Source organism: Streptomyces sp. NPDC056169 (genome assembly GCF_042268445.1).
Classification (GTDB): Bacteria; Actinomycetota; Actinomycetes; order Streptomycetales; family Streptomycetaceae; genus Streptomyces.
In genome coordinates, this window is record NZ_JBHJUO010000008.1 from 291,046 (window position 1) to 306,843 (window position 15,798).

A 15,798-nucleotide genomic window follows, 5' to 3' on the forward strand; every position below is an offset into this window, starting at 1 on the left:
AGGCCCAAGACACCCCCTAGAGGGCGCCCCCCGCCCCGTACATCTCCTCGATCTCCCGCGCGAAGTCCCGCAGCACCGCCCGCCGTTTGAGCTTCAGCGACGGGGTCAGGTGCCCGGACCTCTCCGAGAAGTCGGTCGTCAGGAGCCGGAAGGCGCGGATCGACTCGGCCCGCGAGACCAGCCGGTTGGCGTCGTCCACGGCCCGCTGGACCGCACCGACCAGCTCCTCGTCCCCGGTCAGCTCGTAGAGCGCCAGATGGTCCTTGTGCCGCATCCGCCGCCAGTGCGTGAGCCCCTCGTGGTCGAGGGTGATCAGGGCCGTGACGTACGGGCGGTCGTCGCCCACGACCATGCACTGGGAGACCAGCGGATGCGCGCGCAGCCAGTCCTCCAGCGGGGCCGGGGCCACGTTCTTGCCCGCCGAGGTGATGAGGATGTCCTTCTTGCGGCCGGTGATCCGCAGATAGCCGTCCTCGTCGAGCGAGCCCAGGTCCCCGGTGGGAAACCAGCCGTCGTCGGTGTACGGCACGGCAGCCCCGCGCTGGGCGTCCCAGTACCCGGCGAAGACGTGGGCGCCCTTGAGCCACACCTCCCCGTCGCCGGCGATCCGGACGGCCGTGCCCGGCAGCGGCCAGCCGACGGTGCCGGTGCGCGGCCGCTGCGGCGGGGTGACCGTCGAGGCGGCCGTGGTCTCCGTCAGGCCGTACCCCTCGAAGACCTCGACGCCGGCGCCCGTGAAGAACTCGGCGAGCCGGGCGCCGAGCGGGGAGCCGCCGCAGACCACGTACTTCACCCGGCCGCCGAGCGCGGCCCGGATCCGCCGGTAGACGAGCGGGTCGTACAGCGCCCGCGCGGCCCGCAGCGGGAGCGAGGGCGCGGACGTCCCCCCGTACCGGCGGGCGATCCTGGCGGCCCGGTCGAAGGCCGCGGCCTTGCCGCCGCGTTCGGCGGTGGCGCGGGCGGTGTTGAAGACCTTCTCCAGGACGTACGGGATGGCGAGGAGGAAGGTGGGCCGGAAGGCGGCGAGGTCGGCGAGGAGCTCCTCGCCCTCGACGGAGGGGGCGTGGCCGACGCGGACCCGGGCCCGTACGCAGCCGATGGAGACCATCCGTCCGAAGACGTGGGAGAGCGGCAGGAAGAGGAGGGTGGCGGCGGGGTCCTTGCTCTCCGAGACGAAGACGGGGTGGAGGAGCCGGACGGCGTTGTCGACCTCGGCGAAGAAGTTGGCGTGGGTGAGGGCGCAGCCCTTGGGGCGGCCGGTGGTGCCGGAGGTGTAGACGAGGGTGGCGAGGGTCTCGGGGGTGAGCAGTCCGCGCCGGGCGGTGACGGCCTCGTCGGCGACCCGCGTCCCGGCCCTGCGGAGCAGGTCGACGGCGCCGGTGTCGAGGACCCAGAGGTGGGCGAGGCCGGGCAGCTGGCGGCGCTCGGCGGAGACGAGCCGGGCCTGCTCGGGGTCCTCGACGACACAGGCCGCGGCGCCGGAGTCCTGGAGGATCCAGCGGGTCTGGAAGGCGGAGGAGGTGGGGTAGACGGGGACGGTGACGAGTCCGGCGGCCCAGGCGGCGAAGTCGATCAGGGTCCACTCGTAGGTGGTGCGGGCCATGAGGGCGAGCCGGTCGCCGGGGCGGAGCCCGTGGGCGATGAGCCCCTTGGCGACGGCGTGCACGTCGGCGGCGAAGCGGGCGGCGGTGACGTCGTACCACTCGCCCTGCGGCCCCTTGCGGGAGAAGAGCGGGGCCTCGGGGTCCTGGCGGGCGTTGTCGTAGGGCAGGTCGGCGAGGGAGCCGCGGGCCACCCGGGGCACGAGCGCGGGGACGGAGACCTCCCGTACCCGCCCGTCCACCAGGATCTTCTGCGGCTCGACCGGCTCGATCCCGGATGCGGCGGTGACGACGGACACGTGCGACTCCTCGGTCTTCGCGATGAACTGAGGTCGTGCGTCGGTACGTTGCGCTCCTGGGGACCCGTGACGGTGGCCGTGCCAGGTGTTGACTAGCCGGTAACCTTACTGCGGGGTAAGCCTCAAGGGGGAGACCAGCGCTCGCTTTTCACGAGGTTTCCGAGCCCCGCCCACGCGAAGTTCATCAGCGTCGCGGCGGTGTCCCTCGCCGTGGTCCCGGGCGTCTCGGCGGCCCAGTCGGCGAGCGACTCGGCGGCCCCGACGAGCGCCAGCGCGAGCGCGTCCACACCCCGGCCGACCCCGCCCCCGTGCACATCCGGGTCCGGCCCGGCACCACCCCCGCGCACCTCCACCCCCGGCCCCGCGACACCCCCGTGCACGTCCCCGATCAGCCCCGCCACGAAGGCGGCGATCTCCTCCCGCATCCGCGAGGCCTCGCCCGCGAACGGCTCGCCCTGCGTCCACGCCCGCCGGCTGAGCACCACCCAGGCGTCCGGATGGTCCGCCACGTACGTGAAGAAGGCGAGCAGCCCGGCCCACAGCTGCTCGTCGGCGGGCCGGCTCCGGTCCTCGACCCCGGCGGCCACGGCGGCGAGCAGCGCGCCCGCCTCCCGCCGGATGCAGGCGGTGAACAGCTCTTCCTTGGAGCCGAGATAGAGATAGACCAGCGGCTTGGAGACCCCCGCGAGCTCGGCGATCTCGTCCATGGACGCCGACTGGTACCCGTGCCGGGCGAAGCACGTCACGGCCGCGTCCATCATCTGCCGCTCGCGCACGACCCGCGGCAGCCGCCGCACCTTCACGCCGTCGGCCATGGCGCCCACCCCTGTTTCCAAGATCAACCGGATGCCCCGCGAAAGCCTACGCCGGGACAAGCACCTGTACAGAGACAGCCGTAACCGCATGACGTCAATGCACGTTTGGCAAACCACAGGTACGTCGTCCGTGACCAGGGGTGGGACATGGCCAAGCCAAAGCGCGTGGGGATCTACGTCCGGATCAGCAAGGACCTCAAGGGCCGGGAGCTCGGCATCCAGCGTCAGGAAAGAGCGTGCCGTGACCTGTGTGAGCGCCTGGGATGGGGTGTCCACAACGTCTACCCGGAGAACGACGTCTCGGCGTCGACCACGAGCAAGCGGCGACGTCCCGCGTACGCGGAGATGCTTCGCGATGCCCGTGACGGCCTCATCGACGGCATCGTCGTCTACTCCATCGACCGCCTTACACGTCGGATCAGCGAACTGAGCAGTTTTCTGGAGGATCAGAAGGAACACGGCTTCGCGTTCGCCACGACAGAGGGCGAGGACACCTCGACCGCCGGCGGACGCATGATCCTGACGATCAAGGGTGCGGTGGCCCAGCAGGAGACCGAGCGCATGTCAGAGCGCATCAACAACTCGCTTCTGCAGCGCAGGGAACAGGGCAAGCCGCACGCCGGCGGGAAGAGGCAGTTCGGCTTCAAGGCGGGAACCCACTTCCAGGAGCTGGACGAGGTGGAGACCGGCCTCATCCGCGAGGGCTGGAGGATGCTCACCGGCCCGAGCCCGAAGACCCCCGGGGACGTGGCCCGGTACTGGAATGCCGAAGGCTCCACGACTCCGCAGGGCGGCGCCTGGACGATCCAGTCGGTGAAACGGGTGTACCGGTCCGAGCGGACGGGCGGAATCATCACCTACAAGGGCCAGGACATCGGAGACAGCGTCTACGGCGCCCCACTGACTCGGCAGCAGTGGGAGAGCGTCCAGACCGTCCTCGACAGCCGGTCCACACCGGCGGCCCAGGCTTCAGGGAAGCGCAGGCACGTGTACTCCGGATTCCTCAGGTGCGGAAACTGCGGCTCGGTGATGCGGGTCCAGTGGGCGACCGTCCAAGGCCGGACCTTCCGACGAACGTTGTGCCACTCCGGCCAGATCGGCACGGGCGGCCGCCTCGGCTGCGGAAAGGTCAGCCGCTCGTACGCATGGATCGAAGAGCAGCTCGACGCAGTGGTCGAAGCCGCGCTCGTATCCCGCACACCACCCCAGCAGGCAGAAATGCCCGCGGAGGATCTCACGGGGGAGATCGACCTCCTGGAGCACCGCGTCCAGGTCCTCCGAAGCCACTGGAAGGAGGGACGGATGGAGGACGAGGACTACTTCGCTTCGCTGGCCCACCTGCGTACCGAACTCCGGGCCTTGCGGTCACGAGAGAACGCGGCGACCATCCGCCGGACTCGGGCCGAGACCGACACACTGACAGCCTGGAGGAACGACGCCGAGAACCTCGAACGGCGCCGCGCCATCGTGGCGACCGTCATCGACCACGTCGACGTGTTCAGCGTCGGCCGAGGCAGGCGCAAGCCGCCGGAGACCACCTCGATCACGGTCACTCCGGCTTCATAGGACCCCGCAGAACGCCGCGTACCCCCACCCGGATCACGGGTGGGGGCACGCGGCGTTACGAGCGCGGGATGTCAGGCCGCAAGTACGGGCTGCGGCTCGTCCACGGGGGACGCCGTCACGGCCTCGTACTTGTCGTGGTCGAGGATCTTCTCGCGGGCAGAGACGATTACCGGGATCAGGGCTTGTCCGGCCACGTTCGTAGCCGTCCTGATCATGTCCAGGATCGGGTCGATCGCCATGAGGAGGCCGACGCCCTCCAGCGGGAGGCCCAGGGTGGAGAGGGTCAGCGTCAGCATGACCGTCGCGCCGGTGAGGCCGGCGGTGGCCGCCGAGCCGATGACCGAGACGAAGGCGATCAGCAGGTAGTCGCCGATGCCGAGCTGCACGTCGAAGATCTGCGCGATGAAGATCGCGGCGAGCGCCGGGTAGATCGCGGCGCAGCCGTCCATCTTGGTGGTGGCGCCGAACGGGACGGCGAAGGAGGCGTACTCCTTCGGGACGCCGAGGCGCTCGGTGACCTTCTGGGTGACCGGCATGGTGCCGACCGAGGAGCGGGAGACGAAGGCCAGCTGGATCGCGGGCCAGGCGCCCTTGAAGAACTGGATCGGGTTGACCTTGGCGACGGTGGCGAGCAGCAGCGGGTAGACGCCGAAGAGCACCAGGGCGCAGCCGACGTAGACGTCGGCGGTGAAGGTCGCGTACTTGCCGATGAGGTCCCAGCCGTAGTCGGCGATGGCGAAGCCGATGAGGCCGACGGTGCCGAGCGGGGCAAGGCGGATGACCCACCACAGGGCCTTCTGGAGCAGCTCCAGGATCGACTCGGAGAGGGTGAGGATCGGCTTGGCCCTGTCGCCCAGCTTGAGGGCGGCGATGCCGGCGACGGCGGCCATGAAGACGATCTGGAGGACGTTCAGCTCGGTGAAGGGCGTGATGACGTCCGACGGGATGATGCCGGTGAGGAAGTCGATCCAGGAGCCCTCGCGCTTCGGCAGCTTGCCGTCCTGCGGGGTGAGGCCGGTACCGGCGCCCGGGTTGGTGATCAGGCCGATCGCGAGGCCGATGGCGACCGCGATCAGCGAGGTGATCATGAACCAGAGCAGCGTGCGGGTGGCGAGCCTGGCGGCGTTGTTCACCTTCCGCAGGTTGGTGATCGACACCAGGATCGCGAAGAAGACGAGCGGGGCGACGGCCAGCTTGAGCAGCTGGACGAAGATGTCGCCGATCTGGCCGAGGGTCTCCTTCAGCCAGGCGACGTCCTGGCTGCGGGCTATCCAGCCGAGCAGGGCGCCGAGGACGAGGCCGGCGATGATCTGGGCCCAGAAGGGGACCTTCGGTATGCGCGAGGAAGCCGGGGACTTCTGCTCGGGTGTGGTCGCGGACGCGGACACAGACACACTCCACAGGTGCGTATCGGGAAATACGGGACGGGGGTGCGGCACACACGCGTTTTCACGCGGGCCGCTGCATGATGCCGGGTCAGAGCTCGCGGCAACAGACCGCGGACATACAGCGGCACAGATCGACGTGCAGGCGCGCCACGAGCGGGATGCTCGCGGCATGAGAGGGGCGCACTGCTGTCGTCATGTCGAACACGTTAACACTTGAACTTTGAGATCCTCAAAGCCATTCTTTGGGACCTGAAGAGGCCTCCGCGCCTCCGAAACGCAGAACACCCCAGGCGGGAGCCTGGGAAGCTCCGACTGGGGTGGGTGGATCTGTGGGGATCTGTGATGAAGCTTACGCAGCCCTTACAGGGCTAGAGCGCGTCCTCCTGGGACCTGTTCGAGGCCAGGCGGCCCTTCGCGCGGTCGACCTTCTCGACGATCTCGACGCTCATGTCGTCGCGCTGCTTGCGCAGGAGGACGAAGCTGAGCGGGGCGGAGACGACGATGGCGAGGACGAGGACCCAGAGGAGGTTCGAGTCGCCCAGGCCGCGCGGCAGCACGCCGACGTAGACGAGACCCCACAGGGCGAAGAAGCACCCGGCGAAGATGCCGAGCCGCATCAGCGTGTAGCGGAGCATGTCAGTCAGTCCACTCTTCCGTTCCGAAAAGTTCCCATACGGGACGAGCGCCCCTCCAGTGAAGCACGGGGAGGGGCGCTCGCCGGGAGCGGGGGGTCGAGCCCGGAGGTTCCGTGGCTCAGACCAGCCAGCGGTGGTCGCGGACGATCGGGAGCCGGGCCCACTTCGCGCCCAGGCCGTAGTGGCTCCCGGCGCCGGTCGCGGCCGTGATCAGCAGGACCAGGGCGATCATCCAGTGGTCGTCCATGAAGGGGTTGGCGCCGGGCCAGAGGGTGACGAGCCACATGAAGGCCATCATCAGCGTGCCCGCGCCGGCGGCGACGCGCATGCCGATCCCGAGGATCATCGCGAGGCCGACGCCGAGGAGGCCGAGCATGAAGAGGGTGTCGAGCCACCAGGCTCCGGCGACCGAGTCGAAGAGGTGGGCGAAGGGGCCGCTCGTGCCGTGGAGGAGGAAGCCCTCGGTGGGGTGCCCGCCGTTGATCCACGCTCCGGCCGAGGTCGCCACCTCTTGAGCCCTCCCCCAAGTAATAGTTAAGATCTACACATGACCCTTACCTTCGAGCTGGACCCGGCAGTCGACCGGACCCTGCGCGACGGCGTGCTCGCCCTCTGGGCCGACGTCTCCAACGCGGACGGCGCCGTCGGCTTTGTACCCCCCGTCACCCCCGACGAGATCCGCCCCGCGCTCCTCAGGCACCTCGTCGGCATGGCCGAGGGCGGTACGCGCCTGCTGGTCGGCCGCGACGAGGACGGCGAGGTCGCCGCCACCGCCTTCTTCACCTTCAACACCCACCCGCTGATGACCCACTGGGTGTGGCTCTACACGGTGATGGTCCACCCCCGCCACCAGGGCAAGGGGTACGGCACCGACCTCATGGCGGCCGTCGAGCACGCCGCCCGTACCGCCGTGGGCTTCGAGGCGATCGAGGCGATCCGCCTGACCTGCCGGGGCGGCACCGGCGTCGACGGCTTCTACGCCAGGTCCGGCTACAAGGAGGTCGGCCGCGTCCCCGACGCGATCCGGGTCGCCCCCGGCGACGACCGCGACGACATCATCATGCTGCTGCCCCTGAACTAGCGCCGGTCCGGCGGATCAGGCCCTGGGCGGCCCGCACCCGACCGGAACGGGCACAGGATGTCGGGTCGGCGCCCACTGACCCTTCCTACGGTGAAGGCACAGCAGAGGAAGGACCCCACGTGCTGGAGCGACTCAACCAGGCCCTGGACCACATCGAGGACCATCTCCGCGGCGACCGCGGCGACCTCGACACGGCCGAGCTGGCCCGGATCGCCATGACCTCGGAGTACCACTTCCGGCGCCTCTTCTCGGCGCTGGCGGGGATGCCCCTGTCGGAGTACGTACGGCGCAGGCGGCTCACCGTCGCCGGTGCCGAGGTGCTCGCCGGCGAGCGGACGCTCCTGGAGATCGCGGTCCGGTACGGCTACGGCTCCGGGGAGGCCTTCGCCCGCGCGTTCCGCGCGGTGCACGGCATCGGCCCCGGCGACGCCCGTCGCACGGGCGCCGCGCTCCGCTCCCAGCCGCGGATGTCCTTCCGCCTCGTCGTCGAAGGGAACAGCACCATGCGGTACAGGATCGTGGAGCGGGAAGACTTCCGGATCGTCGGGCGCGGGGCCCGGGTGCCCCTCGTCCACGAGGGCGAGAACCCGGCGATCGCCGCGCACATCCGGTCCATCGGCCAGGAGGCCCTGGACCGGCTCGCGCGCCTGTCGGACGCGGAACCGGCGGGCGTCCTCTCGGCCGTCGTCCACCTCACGGACAGCCGGGAGGAGGGGGCGGAGCTGGACTACTGGCACGGGGTGGTGAGCGGCGGCGCGGTCCCCGAGGAGTTCGACGCGCTCGACGTGCCCGCCGGGACCTGGGCCGTCTTCGAGAACGAGGGACCGTTCCCGAAGACCCTGCAGTACCTGTGGCGGGACATCTTCACCCAGTGGTTCCCGTCGAACCCGTACGCGAGCCGGCCGGGCCCCGAGCTGCTGACCGTCGCGCCGTCGGCGGACTGGACGACGGCGCGGGCGGAGCTGTGGATCCCGGTGGAGCGCACGGAGGAATGAGAAAGAGGGCCGGCGGGATGTCCCCGCCGGCCCTCTTCCCTACGCGTCACACGTCGTCAGAACCGCATCGACTGCGGCGTCTCGCGCCGGTCCGCGTCCGGGCCCGGGTACTCGCGGATGATCTCGTACCGGGTGTTCCGCTCGACCGGCCGGAAGCCCGCGTCCCTGATCAGTTCGAGCAGGTCCTCGCGGCCCAGCTTGTTGGGCGTGCCGTAGTTGTCGGCGTCGTGCGTGATCTTGTACTCGACGACCGAGCCGTCCATGTCGTCCGCGCCGTGCTGGAGCGCGAGCTGGGCGGTCTGGACGCCGTGCATGACCCAGAAGACCTTGACGTGCGGCACGTTGTCGAAGAGGAGCCGGGAGACCGCGAAGGTCTTCAGGGCCTCGGCGCCGGTGGCCATCGTCGTACGCGCCTGGAGCTTGTTGCGGACCTTGCCGTCCTGCATGTCGACGAAGTCGTGCTGGTAGCGCAGCGGGATGAAGACCTGGAAGCCGCCGGTCTCGTCCTGGAGCTCGCGCAGCCGCAGCACGTGGTCGACGCGGTGGCGCGGCTCCTCGATGTGGCCGTACAGCATCGTGCTCGGGGTCTTCAGGCCCTTGGAGTGCGCGAGGCGGTGGATCCGCGACCAGTCTTCCCAGTGGGTGCGGTGGTCCACGATGTGCTGCCGGACCTCCCAGTCGAAGATCTCGGCGCCGCCGCCGGTCAGGGACTCCAGACCGGCCTCGATCAGCTCGTCGAGGATGTCGGACGCGGACATCCCGGAGATCGTCTCGAAGTGGTGGATCTCGGTGGCCGTGAAGGCCTTGAGGGAGACGTTCGGCAGGGCCTTCTTGAGCTCGGAGAGCGAGCGCGGGTAGTACCGCCAGGGCAGGTTGGGGTGGAGCCCGTTGACGATGTGCAGCTCGGTGAGGTTGTCGTTCTCCATCGCCTTCGCGAGGCGCACGGCCTCTTCGATGCGCATGGTGTACGCGTCCTTCTCGCCCGGCTTGCGCTGGAAGGAGCAGTAGGCGCAGGAGGCGGTGCAGACGTTGGTCATGTTCAGATGCCGGTTGACATTGAAGTGGACCACGTCGCCGTTCTTGCGGGTCCGGACCTCGTGGGCCAGACCGCCGAGCCAGGCGAGGTCGTCGGACTCGTACAGGGCGATGCCGTCCTCGCGGCTCAGCCGCTCACCGTCCCGGACCTTCTGCTCAAGTTCGCGCTTGAGTCCAGCGTCCATGTACGGCCGCCTCCCTTTTCTGTCTCCAACGTCTCCGAAATCAGGCTCCACCACCGTACTCTCAGCCCTCTTCGGGCAGGTCCCCGACCCGGTTCTCCCACTTGGTGGAGAGCACGATCGTCGTACGGGTGCGGGAGACGCCCTTCGTGCCGCTGAGGCGGCGGATCGTCTTCTCCAGGCCGTCGACGTCGCCGACGCGGACCTTGAGCATGAAGGAGTCGTCGCCGGCGATGAACCAGCAGTCCTCGATCTCGGCCAGGTCCTTGAGGCGGCGGGCCACGTCCTCGTGGTCGGCGGCGTCGGAGAGGGAGATGCCGATGAGGGCGGTGACGCCGAGGCCGAGCGAGGCGGCGTCGACGGTGGCGCGGTAGCCGGTGATGACCCCGGCGACCTCAAGGCGGTTGATGCGGTCGGTGACGGAGGGGCCGGAGAGCCCGACGAGCCGGCCGAGCTCGGCGTACGAGGCACGACCGTTCTCGCGCAGAGCCTGGATGAGCTGCCTGTCCACGGCGTCCATAGGTATGAAGCCTTCCATTGTCCAGCGATACCGCGAGTTTAGGTGTAGAATCTAAGGTACACAGGGAAGAAGCCCTGCGAATCTTTCAGCTGATCAAAGACGATCTTTCAGGAGTGGTGTTCACCGTGTACACGATCGAGATGGCCTACGCCCGTATGCGCGAGCTGCAGGACCTGGCCAACCGCTCGCGTGCCCACCAGTCGACCTCCGCCTCGAAGCGCGCCGCGAAGAAGCGCGCCAAGAAGCGCTAATCACGCCGGTCACGCTGATCGCGCACACCGCGCTGATCGGCCCGATCGGCCGGGAGAGCTCGCGCCGAGGCACCGCCTCCGCCCAGCTCTCCCTCCCACCGGCGGTACAGCTGGTGCGGCACACCCGCCGCGTCCAGCACCCGCCCGGCGACGAAGTCCACCAGATCCTGGATGTGCGTCGCCCCCGCGTAGAACGCCGGAGAGGCGGGCAGCACCACGGCGCCCGCCTCGTCCAGCGTCACCATGTGCCTGAGCGTCTGACCGTTCAGCGGGGTCTCCCGCACGGCGACCACCAGCGGCCGCCGCTCCTTCAGCGTCACGCTCGCGACCCGCTGCAACAGGTCCTTCGAGAGCCCCAGTGCCACTCCCGCCACCGCGGCGGTCGAGGCCGGCACCACCAGCATCCCCTTCGCCGGGTACGAGCCCGACGACGGCCCCGCGGCCAGATCGCCGGCCGCCCAGTACCGCACGTCCCCGAGGGCCGACGACACGTCGAACATGTCGGGCTTCCCGTCGGCGCCCCGCGCCAGCCAGGCCGCCAGGTCCTCGCGCCAGTGCGCGTCCCGGAAGGAGATCCCCGTCTCGTCGAGGAGCGTGAGCCGCGAGGACCGCGACACGACGAGGTCGACGCTCTCCCCCGCGGCGAGCAGCCCCCGCAGGACGGAGGCCGCGTACGGCGTACCCGATGCCCCGGAGACCCCCACGACCCAAGGGGTCCGCTTGCCGTCGTTCATGCGGTCGAGCCTATCCGTCATCCGTCAACCGGCCCGGGCTACGGCGTGAGCCCGCGGACCAGCAGATCCAGCAGGGCGCACACGAAGAGCGCCATCCCGATGAAGCCGTTGACCGTGAAGAACGCCCGGTTCAGCCGGGACAGGTCGGTCGGCTTCACGATCGAGTGCTCGTAACAGAACGCGGCCGCCACGATCACGAGGCCGACCCAGAAGAAGCCGCCCGCGTCCGTCGCCAGCGCGTACCAGACGAGCAGACCCGTCGTCACGACCGCCGAGGCGCGCGCGCCCCACAGGGCCGCCGGAATGCCGAAGCGCGCCGGGACGGACATCACGCCGTGGGCGCGGTCCGCCTGGACGTCCTGGCAGGCGAAGATCAGGTCGAAGCCGCCGATCCAGACGCCGACCGCGAGGCCCAGGAGGACCGCGTCCCAGGACCACTCGCCGGTGACCGCGAGCCAGGCGCCGATGGGCCCTATGGCCTGGGCGAGCCCGAGGATCGCGTGCGGGAAGTTCGTGAACCGCTTGCCGTACGGGTAGACGACCATCGGGATGACGGCGAGCGGCGCGAGCGCCAGGCAGAGCGGGTTGAGGAGGGCCGCGGCCCCCAGGAACACCACGACGGCGATCCCGGCCCCGGTCCACGCGGACCGCACGGACACCGCACCGGTCACCAGCTCGCGCCCCGCCGTCCGCGGATTGCGGGCGTCGATCTCGCGGTCGATGATCCGGTTGCAGGCCATGGCGAAGGTCCGCAGGCCCACCATGCAGACGGTGACGAGGAAGAGCGTCCACCAGTGGATGTTCCCGTCGAGCTGGAACATCGCGGTGAGCGCGGCGGTGTACGCGAAGGGCAGCGCGAAGACCGAGTGCTCGATCATCACGAGGCGCAGGAACGCCTTCGTACGTCCCGGCTGTGCGCCCGGTACGGCGGCCGTGGTCACAGCCCGTACTCCTTCCAGCGGCGGTCCACGAGGGCCGCCGTCGCCGGGTCCGACTCCACCATGTCCGGCCAGCCGCCGTCCCGGGTGTAGCCCTCCTCGGGCAGCTTCTTGGTCGCGTCGATACCGGCCTTGCCGCCCCAGAACTGCTGGTACGAGGCGTGGTCGAGGTGATCGACCGGCCCCTCCACCACCGTCAGGTCACGGGCGTAGTCGGTGTTCCCGAGCGCCCGCCAGGACACCTCGTGAAGATCATGCACATCGCAGTCCTTGTCGACCACGATGATCAGCTTGGTCAGCGACATCATGTGCGCGCCCCAGATGGCGTGCATGACCTTCTGCGCGTGCTTCGGGTACTTCTTGTCGATCGAGACGATCGCGCAGTTGTGGAAGCCGCCCGACTCCGGCAGGTGGTAGTCGACGATGTCCGGCACGATGATCTTGAGGAGCGGCAGGAAGAACCGCTCCGTGGCCCGCCCGAGCGGCCCGTCCTCGGTCGGCGGCCGGCCGACGACGATCGACTGGAGCAGCGGACGCTTCCGCATGGTCACGCAGTCGATCTTCAGCGCGGGGAACGGTTCCTGCGGCGTGTAGAAGCCGGTGTGGTCGCCGAAGGGACCCTCCGGCAGCGTCTCGCCCGGCTCCAGCCACCCCTCGATGACGACCTCGGCCTGCGCGGGAACCTGGAGCGGCACGGTCTTGCAGTCGACCATCTCGATCCGCTTGCCCTGCACGAAGCCGGCGAAGAGGTACTCGTCGATGTCGCCGGGCAGCGGGGCCGTCGACGCGTACGTCACGGCCGGCGGGCAGCCGAAGGCGATGGCGACCGGCAGCCGCTCGCCGCGGGCGGCCGCGACGGCGTAGTGATTGCGGCTGTCCTTGTGGATCTGCCAGTGCATGCCGATGGTGCGCTTGTCGTGGCGCTGGAGGCGGTAGAGCCCGAGGTTCCGCACACCCGTCTCGGGGTGCTTGGTGTGGGTGAGCCCGAGGTTGAAGAAGGAGCCGCCGTCCTTGGGCCAGGTGAACAGCGCGGGAAGCAGGTCGAGATCGACGTCGTCCCCGGTGAGGACGACCTCCTGCACGGGGGCGTTCTCGGCCTTCACCTTCTTCGGCGGCACGTGGACCATCGAACCGAGCTTGCCGAAGGCCTCGCGGACCCCGACGAAACCGTGCGGAAGTTCGGGCTTGAGCAGCCCGCCGATCTTCTCGCTGATCTCGCCGTACGACTTCAGGCCGAGGGCCTTGAGCAGCCGGCGGTCGGTCCCGAAGACGTTCATCGCGAGCGGCATCGAGGAGCCCTTGACGTTCTCGAAGAGAAGCGCCGGGCCTCCTGCCTTGTTCACCCGGTCGACGATCTCCCCGACCTCCAGGTACGGGTCGACTTCGGCCTTGATGCGCTTGAGGTCGCCTTCGCGCTCAAGGGCCCTGAGCAGCGAGCGGAGATCGTCGTAAGCCATAAGGGCCAGTATCGGTCACCGGCTACCCTTGACCTGTCACCGGGGCCGCCGAAACGCGCCTCCGCCACCGCTTCCAGGGGGCTGTCCCACATGCTCAGGGCGCTGTTGTACATCCTGCCGCTGGCGCTGACGATCTACGCCTTCATCGACTGCCTGAACACGCCGGAAGAAGAGACCAAGCACCTGCCGAAGGTGGTCTGGGTCATCATCATCCTGCTGTTCTGGATCGTCGGGCCGATCGTCTGGTTCTTCGCGGGCAAGGTGCGGCGCCCCGCCGGAGCGCGGGGCCGTGCGGGCGGCTGGGTGGCCCCCGACGACAACCCGGAGTTCCTGAAGTCCCTGAAGCAGGAGGGCCCGGACGAGGCGTCCGCCCTCAAGCAGGAGGGCCCGGACGAGGCGGCCGCGCTCAAGGACTGGGAGGCGGACCTGCGCCGCCGCGAGGAAGAGCTGAAGAAGCGCGAGAGCGGCGAGGACTCCGACGCGTGATGGAGCTCAGGCTCCTCGTCACCTTCGAGAAGGTCGCCGACGTCCTCTCCTTCACCCGTGCCGCCGCCGACCTGGGCTATGCCCAGTCCAGCGTCACCGGTCAGATCCGCTCCCTGGAGACCTCGCTCGGCGTGGAGCTCTTCGAGCGGCTCGGCAGCCGCATCCGGCTCACCGAGGCCGGGGAGCGGCTCCTGCCGTACGCCCGCAGGATGACGGAGCTGGCCGAGGAGGCCAGGGCGGCCGTCGCGAGCGCGGGCGACCCGTCGGGAACGATCGCGGTCGGCACGATGGAGTCCCTCACCTCGTACCGCCTGCCGCCGCTCCTGGAGTACTTCCACCACCGGTACCCGAAGGTGCGGCTGACGCTGCGCCCGACGCTCGGCGACGCGACCCGGCAGGCGCTGCGGCAGGGCACGTACGACGTGGGCTTCCTGATGGAGCCCGACACGGAGCACGAGGGCCTGGAGTCGGAGGTCCTCGCACCCGAACCCCTGGTCCTGGTCGCCGGCCCGGGCCACCCGCTGGCGGGCCGTACGGGGCTGACGAGCGCGGACCTGGCGGCGGCCCACCTGGTGGGCACCGAACCGGGCTGCCCGTACCGCGACCTCTTCGAGGAGGAGCTGCGGGAGTGGGCGCCGCCGTTCATGGAGTTCGGCACGATCGAGGCGACGAAGCGCGGAGTGACGTCGGGCCTGGGCGTGGCGCTGCTCCCCCGCGTGACGGTCGCGGAGGAGCTGGTGTCGGGCACCCTGATCGCCCTGGACTGGGAAGCCCCCTTCACCCTCTTCACACAGCTCGCGTGGCGACGGGGGAAGAAGCTTCCGGCGCATGTCCGGCTGTTCGTGGAGCAGGCGCGGCGACTGGTGTCCGAGCAGAGCCGCCCGGCGTGACCGTGGCGGCCGGCATGACCGCGGCGGCCGACCTGACCGTGCCGGCCGACCTGACCGTGGCGGCCGGCGTGGCCTTGCCTGCCAGCGTGACCTTGAGGCTGGCGAGGACGATGAGCGGCACGCCGAGCGCCTGAACGAGCCCGATGTGGTGCCCGTACACCGCCCAGTCGACGCCCATGGCGACGGCGGGGTAGGTGAAGGCGAGGACGGCGATCTTGGCGGTGGGCAGCTTGGCGTAAGCGGCGTACATGAGCACGTACATCAGCCCGGTGTGGATCAGCCCGAGCCCGACGAGCCAGAACCATCCGCCCCCGAGCCCGGCGGCGGCGCCGAAGTCGGCGAAGGGCAGGAGCAGCGGCAGGCCGACGAGGACCTGGACGAGCGCGACGAGATGCGGCCGTACGCCGGTGACGCGCTTGGTGACGAAGGTCGCGAGGGCGTAGAGCACGGCGGCGGCGAGCGCGAACCCGAGCCCCTTGAGGGAGGCGGTGTCCCCGGGCCGCACACCGGAGACGAGCACGAGCCCGAAGAAGGCGAGAGCGAGCCACCCCAGCTTGGCCGCGGAGATCCGCTCCCGCATGAACACCGCCCCGAGCAGCACGAGGAAGAACGGCTGCGTGTGGTAGACGACGGTGGCGAGGGAGATCGAGGTGGCCTCGTAAGCCTCGAAGAGGAACACCCAGTTGAAGACGATGAACACGCCGCCGAGGGCGGCGAGCCCCAGCTTCTTCGCGGTGAACCCGTGCCCGGTGAAGAACCCCCGGGCGAGGCTGTACGCCCCGAGCGCGACGGCCCCGAACAAGCACCGGAAGAACACCACCTCGAAGGGCGATGCCCCGGACTCGACGACGAAGACGCCGAGAGTGCCGGAGAGCACCATGGCGAGGGTGAGTTCGACGGTTCCCCTGGTCTCGTTTCTCATGAC

General features: G+C 69.7%; 17 protein-coding genes. 6 read left to right on the forward strand and 11 right to left on the reverse strand.

The window, feature by feature from the left end:
* Positions 1 to 16: 16 nt before the first annotated feature.
* Both ACFC0G_RS15595 and ACFC0G_RS15600 read right to left on the reverse strand, forming a co-directional pair.
* Positions 17 to 1,873, reverse strand: coding sequence for an AMP-dependent synthetase/ligase (locus ACFC0G_RS15595; RefSeq protein WP_376403337.1), 1,857 nt, complete (start codon positions 1,871 to 1,873; stop codon positions 17 to 19).
* A 149-nt stretch (positions 1,874 to 2,022) separates the two neighbouring features.
* On the reverse strand, positions 2,023 to 2,715 hold the full coding sequence (locus ACFC0G_RS15600) for a TetR/AcrR family transcriptional regulator (RefSeq protein WP_376403086.1): 693 nt from the start codon (positions 2,713 to 2,715) through the stop codon (positions 2,023 to 2,025).
* A gap of 147 nt (positions 2,716 to 2,862) precedes the next feature.
* On the opposite strand from ACFC0G_RS15600, the gene ACFC0G_RS15605 reads away from it, so the two are divergent.
* A complete protein-coding gene (locus ACFC0G_RS15605; RefSeq protein WP_376403089.1) occupies positions 2,863 to 4,281 on the forward strand; it encodes a recombinase family protein in 1,419 nt (472 codons plus the stop codon).
* 71 nt (positions 4,282 to 4,352) lie between these two features.
* Here the strand turns inward: ACFC0G_RS15605 and ACFC0G_RS15610 are convergent, their stop codons facing one another.
* From ACFC0G_RS15610 to ACFC0G_RS15620, 3 genes are all read right to left on the reverse strand, one after another.
* Positions 4,353 to 5,669, reverse strand: coding sequence for a dicarboxylate/amino acid:cation symporter (locus tag ACFC0G_RS15610; protein ID WP_376403092.1), 1,317 nt, complete (start codon positions 5,667 to 5,669; stop codon positions 4,353 to 4,355).
* A 368-nt stretch (positions 5,670 to 6,037) separates the two neighbouring features.
* Positions 6,038 to 6,304 carry a DUF4229 domain-containing protein gene (locus ACFC0G_RS15615; RefSeq protein WP_376403095.1) on the reverse strand — a complete coding sequence of 89 codons (267 nt, stop codon included), beginning with the start codon at positions 6,302 to 6,304 and terminating at the stop codon, positions 6,038 to 6,040.
* 118 nt (positions 6,305 to 6,422) lie between these two features.
* Positions 6,423 to 6,812 carry a hypothetical protein gene (locus ACFC0G_RS15620; protein WP_376403098.1) on the reverse strand — a complete coding sequence of 130 codons (390 nt, stop codon included), beginning with the start codon at positions 6,810 to 6,812 and terminating at the stop codon, positions 6,423 to 6,425.
* 39 nt (positions 6,813 to 6,851) lie between these two features.
* Here ACFC0G_RS15620 and ACFC0G_RS15625 point away from each other — a divergent pair, with 39 nt between their 5' ends.
* Complete coding sequence (locus ACFC0G_RS15625) at positions 6,852 to 7,385, forward strand: GNAT family N-acetyltransferase (protein WP_376403101.1); 534 nt, start codon at positions 6,852 to 6,854, stop codon at positions 7,383 to 7,385.
* A 119-nt stretch (positions 7,386 to 7,504) separates the two neighbouring features.
* Entirely contained in the window at positions 7,505 to 8,380 is an 876-nt protein-coding gene (locus ACFC0G_RS15630; protein ID WP_376403104.1) for a GyrI-like domain-containing protein, read from the forward strand.
* Positions 8,381 to 8,436: 56 nt separating this feature from the next.
* Here ACFC0G_RS15630 and mqnE read toward each other — a convergent pair whose 3' ends face one another.
* Positions 8,437 to 9,600, reverse strand: coding sequence for an aminofutalosine synthase MqnE (gene mqnE / locus ACFC0G_RS15635; RefSeq protein ID WP_376403107.1), 1,164 nt, complete (start codon positions 9,598 to 9,600; stop codon positions 8,437 to 8,439).
* 61 nt (positions 9,601 to 9,661) lie between these two features.
* Positions 9,662 to 10,117 carry an Lrp/AsnC family transcriptional regulator gene (locus ACFC0G_RS15640; protein ID WP_376403111.1) on the reverse strand — a complete coding sequence of 152 codons (456 nt, stop codon included), beginning with the start codon at positions 10,115 to 10,117 and terminating at the stop codon, positions 9,662 to 9,664.
* A gap of 113 nt (positions 10,118 to 10,230) precedes the next feature.
* Here ACFC0G_RS15640 and ACFC0G_RS15645 point away from each other — a divergent pair, with 113 nt between their 5' ends.
* On the forward strand, positions 10,231 to 10,368 hold the full coding sequence (locus tag ACFC0G_RS15645; RefSeq protein WP_267044219.1) for a hypothetical protein: 138 nt from the start codon (positions 10,231 to 10,233) through the stop codon (positions 10,366 to 10,368).
* Here the strand turns inward: ACFC0G_RS15645 and ACFC0G_RS15650 are convergent.
* The 3 genes from ACFC0G_RS15650 to ACFC0G_RS15660 are packed head-to-tail and all read right to left on the reverse strand — an operon-like array spanning position 10,365 to position 13,497.
* Complete coding sequence (locus ACFC0G_RS15650) at positions 10,365 to 11,102, reverse strand: UbiX family flavin prenyltransferase (RefSeq protein ID WP_376403115.1); 738 nt, start codon at positions 11,100 to 11,102, stop codon at positions 10,365 to 10,367. The two genes, ACFC0G_RS15645 and ACFC0G_RS15650, sit on opposite strands and share 4 nt — an antisense overlap.
* Before the next feature lie 38 nt (positions 11,103 to 11,140).
* Positions 11,141 to 12,043 carry a menaquinone biosynthesis prenyltransferase MqnP gene (gene mqnP, locus ACFC0G_RS15655; RefSeq protein ID WP_376403119.1) on the reverse strand — a complete coding sequence of 301 codons (903 nt, stop codon included), beginning with the start codon at positions 12,041 to 12,043 and terminating at the stop codon, positions 11,141 to 11,143.
* Complete coding sequence (locus tag ACFC0G_RS15660) at positions 12,040 to 13,497, reverse strand: menaquinone biosynthesis decarboxylase (protein WP_376403122.1); 1,458 nt, start codon at positions 13,495 to 13,497, stop codon at positions 12,040 to 12,042. Before ACFC0G_RS15660 ends, mqnP begins: the two co-directional genes overlap by 4 nt.
* 90 nt (positions 13,498 to 13,587) lie before the next feature.
* Between ACFC0G_RS15660 and ACFC0G_RS15665 the strand changes: the two genes are divergently transcribed.
* On the forward strand, positions 13,588 to 13,983 hold the full coding sequence (locus tag ACFC0G_RS15665; protein ID WP_376403125.1) for a PLD nuclease N-terminal domain-containing protein: 396 nt from the start codon (positions 13,588 to 13,590) through the stop codon (positions 13,981 to 13,983).
* Positions 13,983 to 14,873 (forward strand): LysR family transcriptional regulator, encoded by an 891-nt coding sequence (locus ACFC0G_RS15670; RefSeq protein WP_376403340.1) that lies wholly within the window; start codon positions 13,983 to 13,985, stop codon positions 14,871 to 14,873. Before ACFC0G_RS15665 ends, ACFC0G_RS15670 begins: the two co-directional genes overlap by 1 nt.
* Here ACFC0G_RS15670 and ACFC0G_RS15675 read toward each other — a convergent pair.
* On the reverse strand, positions 14,770 to 15,795 hold the full coding sequence (locus tag ACFC0G_RS15675) for an EamA family transporter (RefSeq protein ID WP_376403128.1): 1,026 nt from the start codon (positions 15,793 to 15,795) through the stop codon (positions 14,770 to 14,772). The genes ACFC0G_RS15670 and ACFC0G_RS15675 overlap by 104 nt on opposite strands.
* Positions 15,796 to 15,798: the final 3 nt, after the last annotated feature.

Excerpts from the sequence above, each read along its gene's own strand:
- ACFC0G_RS15600 (WP_376403086.1), bottom strand. The coding sequence starts at position 2,715 with ATGGCCGACGGCGTGAAGGTGCGGCGGCTGCCGCGGGTCGTGCGCGAG.
- ACFC0G_RS15605 (WP_376403089.1), top strand. The coding sequence starts at position 2,863 with ATGGCCAAGCCAAAGCGCGTGGGGATCTACGTCCGGATCAGCAAGGAC.
- ACFC0G_RS15615 (WP_376403095.1), bottom strand. The coding sequence starts at position 6,304 with ATGCTCCGCTACACGCTGATGCGGCTCGGCATCTTCGCCGGGTGCTTC.
- ACFC0G_RS15625 (WP_376403101.1), top strand. The coding sequence starts at position 6,852 with ATGACCCTTACCTTCGAGCTGGACCCGGCAGTCGACCGGACCCTGCGC.
- mqnE (WP_376403107.1), bottom strand. The coding sequence starts at position 9,600 with ATGGACGCTGGACTCAAGCGCGAACTTGAGCAGAAGGTCCGGGACGGT.
- ACFC0G_RS15640 (WP_376403111.1), bottom strand. The coding sequence starts at position 10,117 with ATGGACGCCGTGGACAGGCAGCTCATCCAGGCTCTGCGCGAGAACGGT.
- ACFC0G_RS15650 (WP_376403115.1), bottom strand. The coding sequence starts at position 11,102 with ATGAACGACGGCAAGCGGACCCCTTGGGTCGTGGGGGTCTCCGGGGCA.
- ACFC0G_RS15660 (WP_376403122.1), bottom strand. The coding sequence starts at position 13,497 with ATGGCTTACGACGATCTCCGCTCGCTGCTCAGGGCCCTTGAGCGCGAA.
- ACFC0G_RS15665 (WP_376403125.1), top strand. The coding sequence starts at position 13,588 with ATGCTCAGGGCGCTGTTGTACATCCTGCCGCTGGCGCTGACGATCTAC.
- ACFC0G_RS15670 (WP_376403340.1), top strand. The coding sequence starts at position 13,983 with ATGGAGCTCAGGCTCCTCGTCACCTTCGAGAAGGTCGCCGACGTCCTC.
- ACFC0G_RS15675 (WP_376403128.1), bottom strand. The coding sequence starts at position 15,795 with ATGAGAAACGAGACCAGGGGAACCGTCGAACTCACCCTCGCCATGGTG.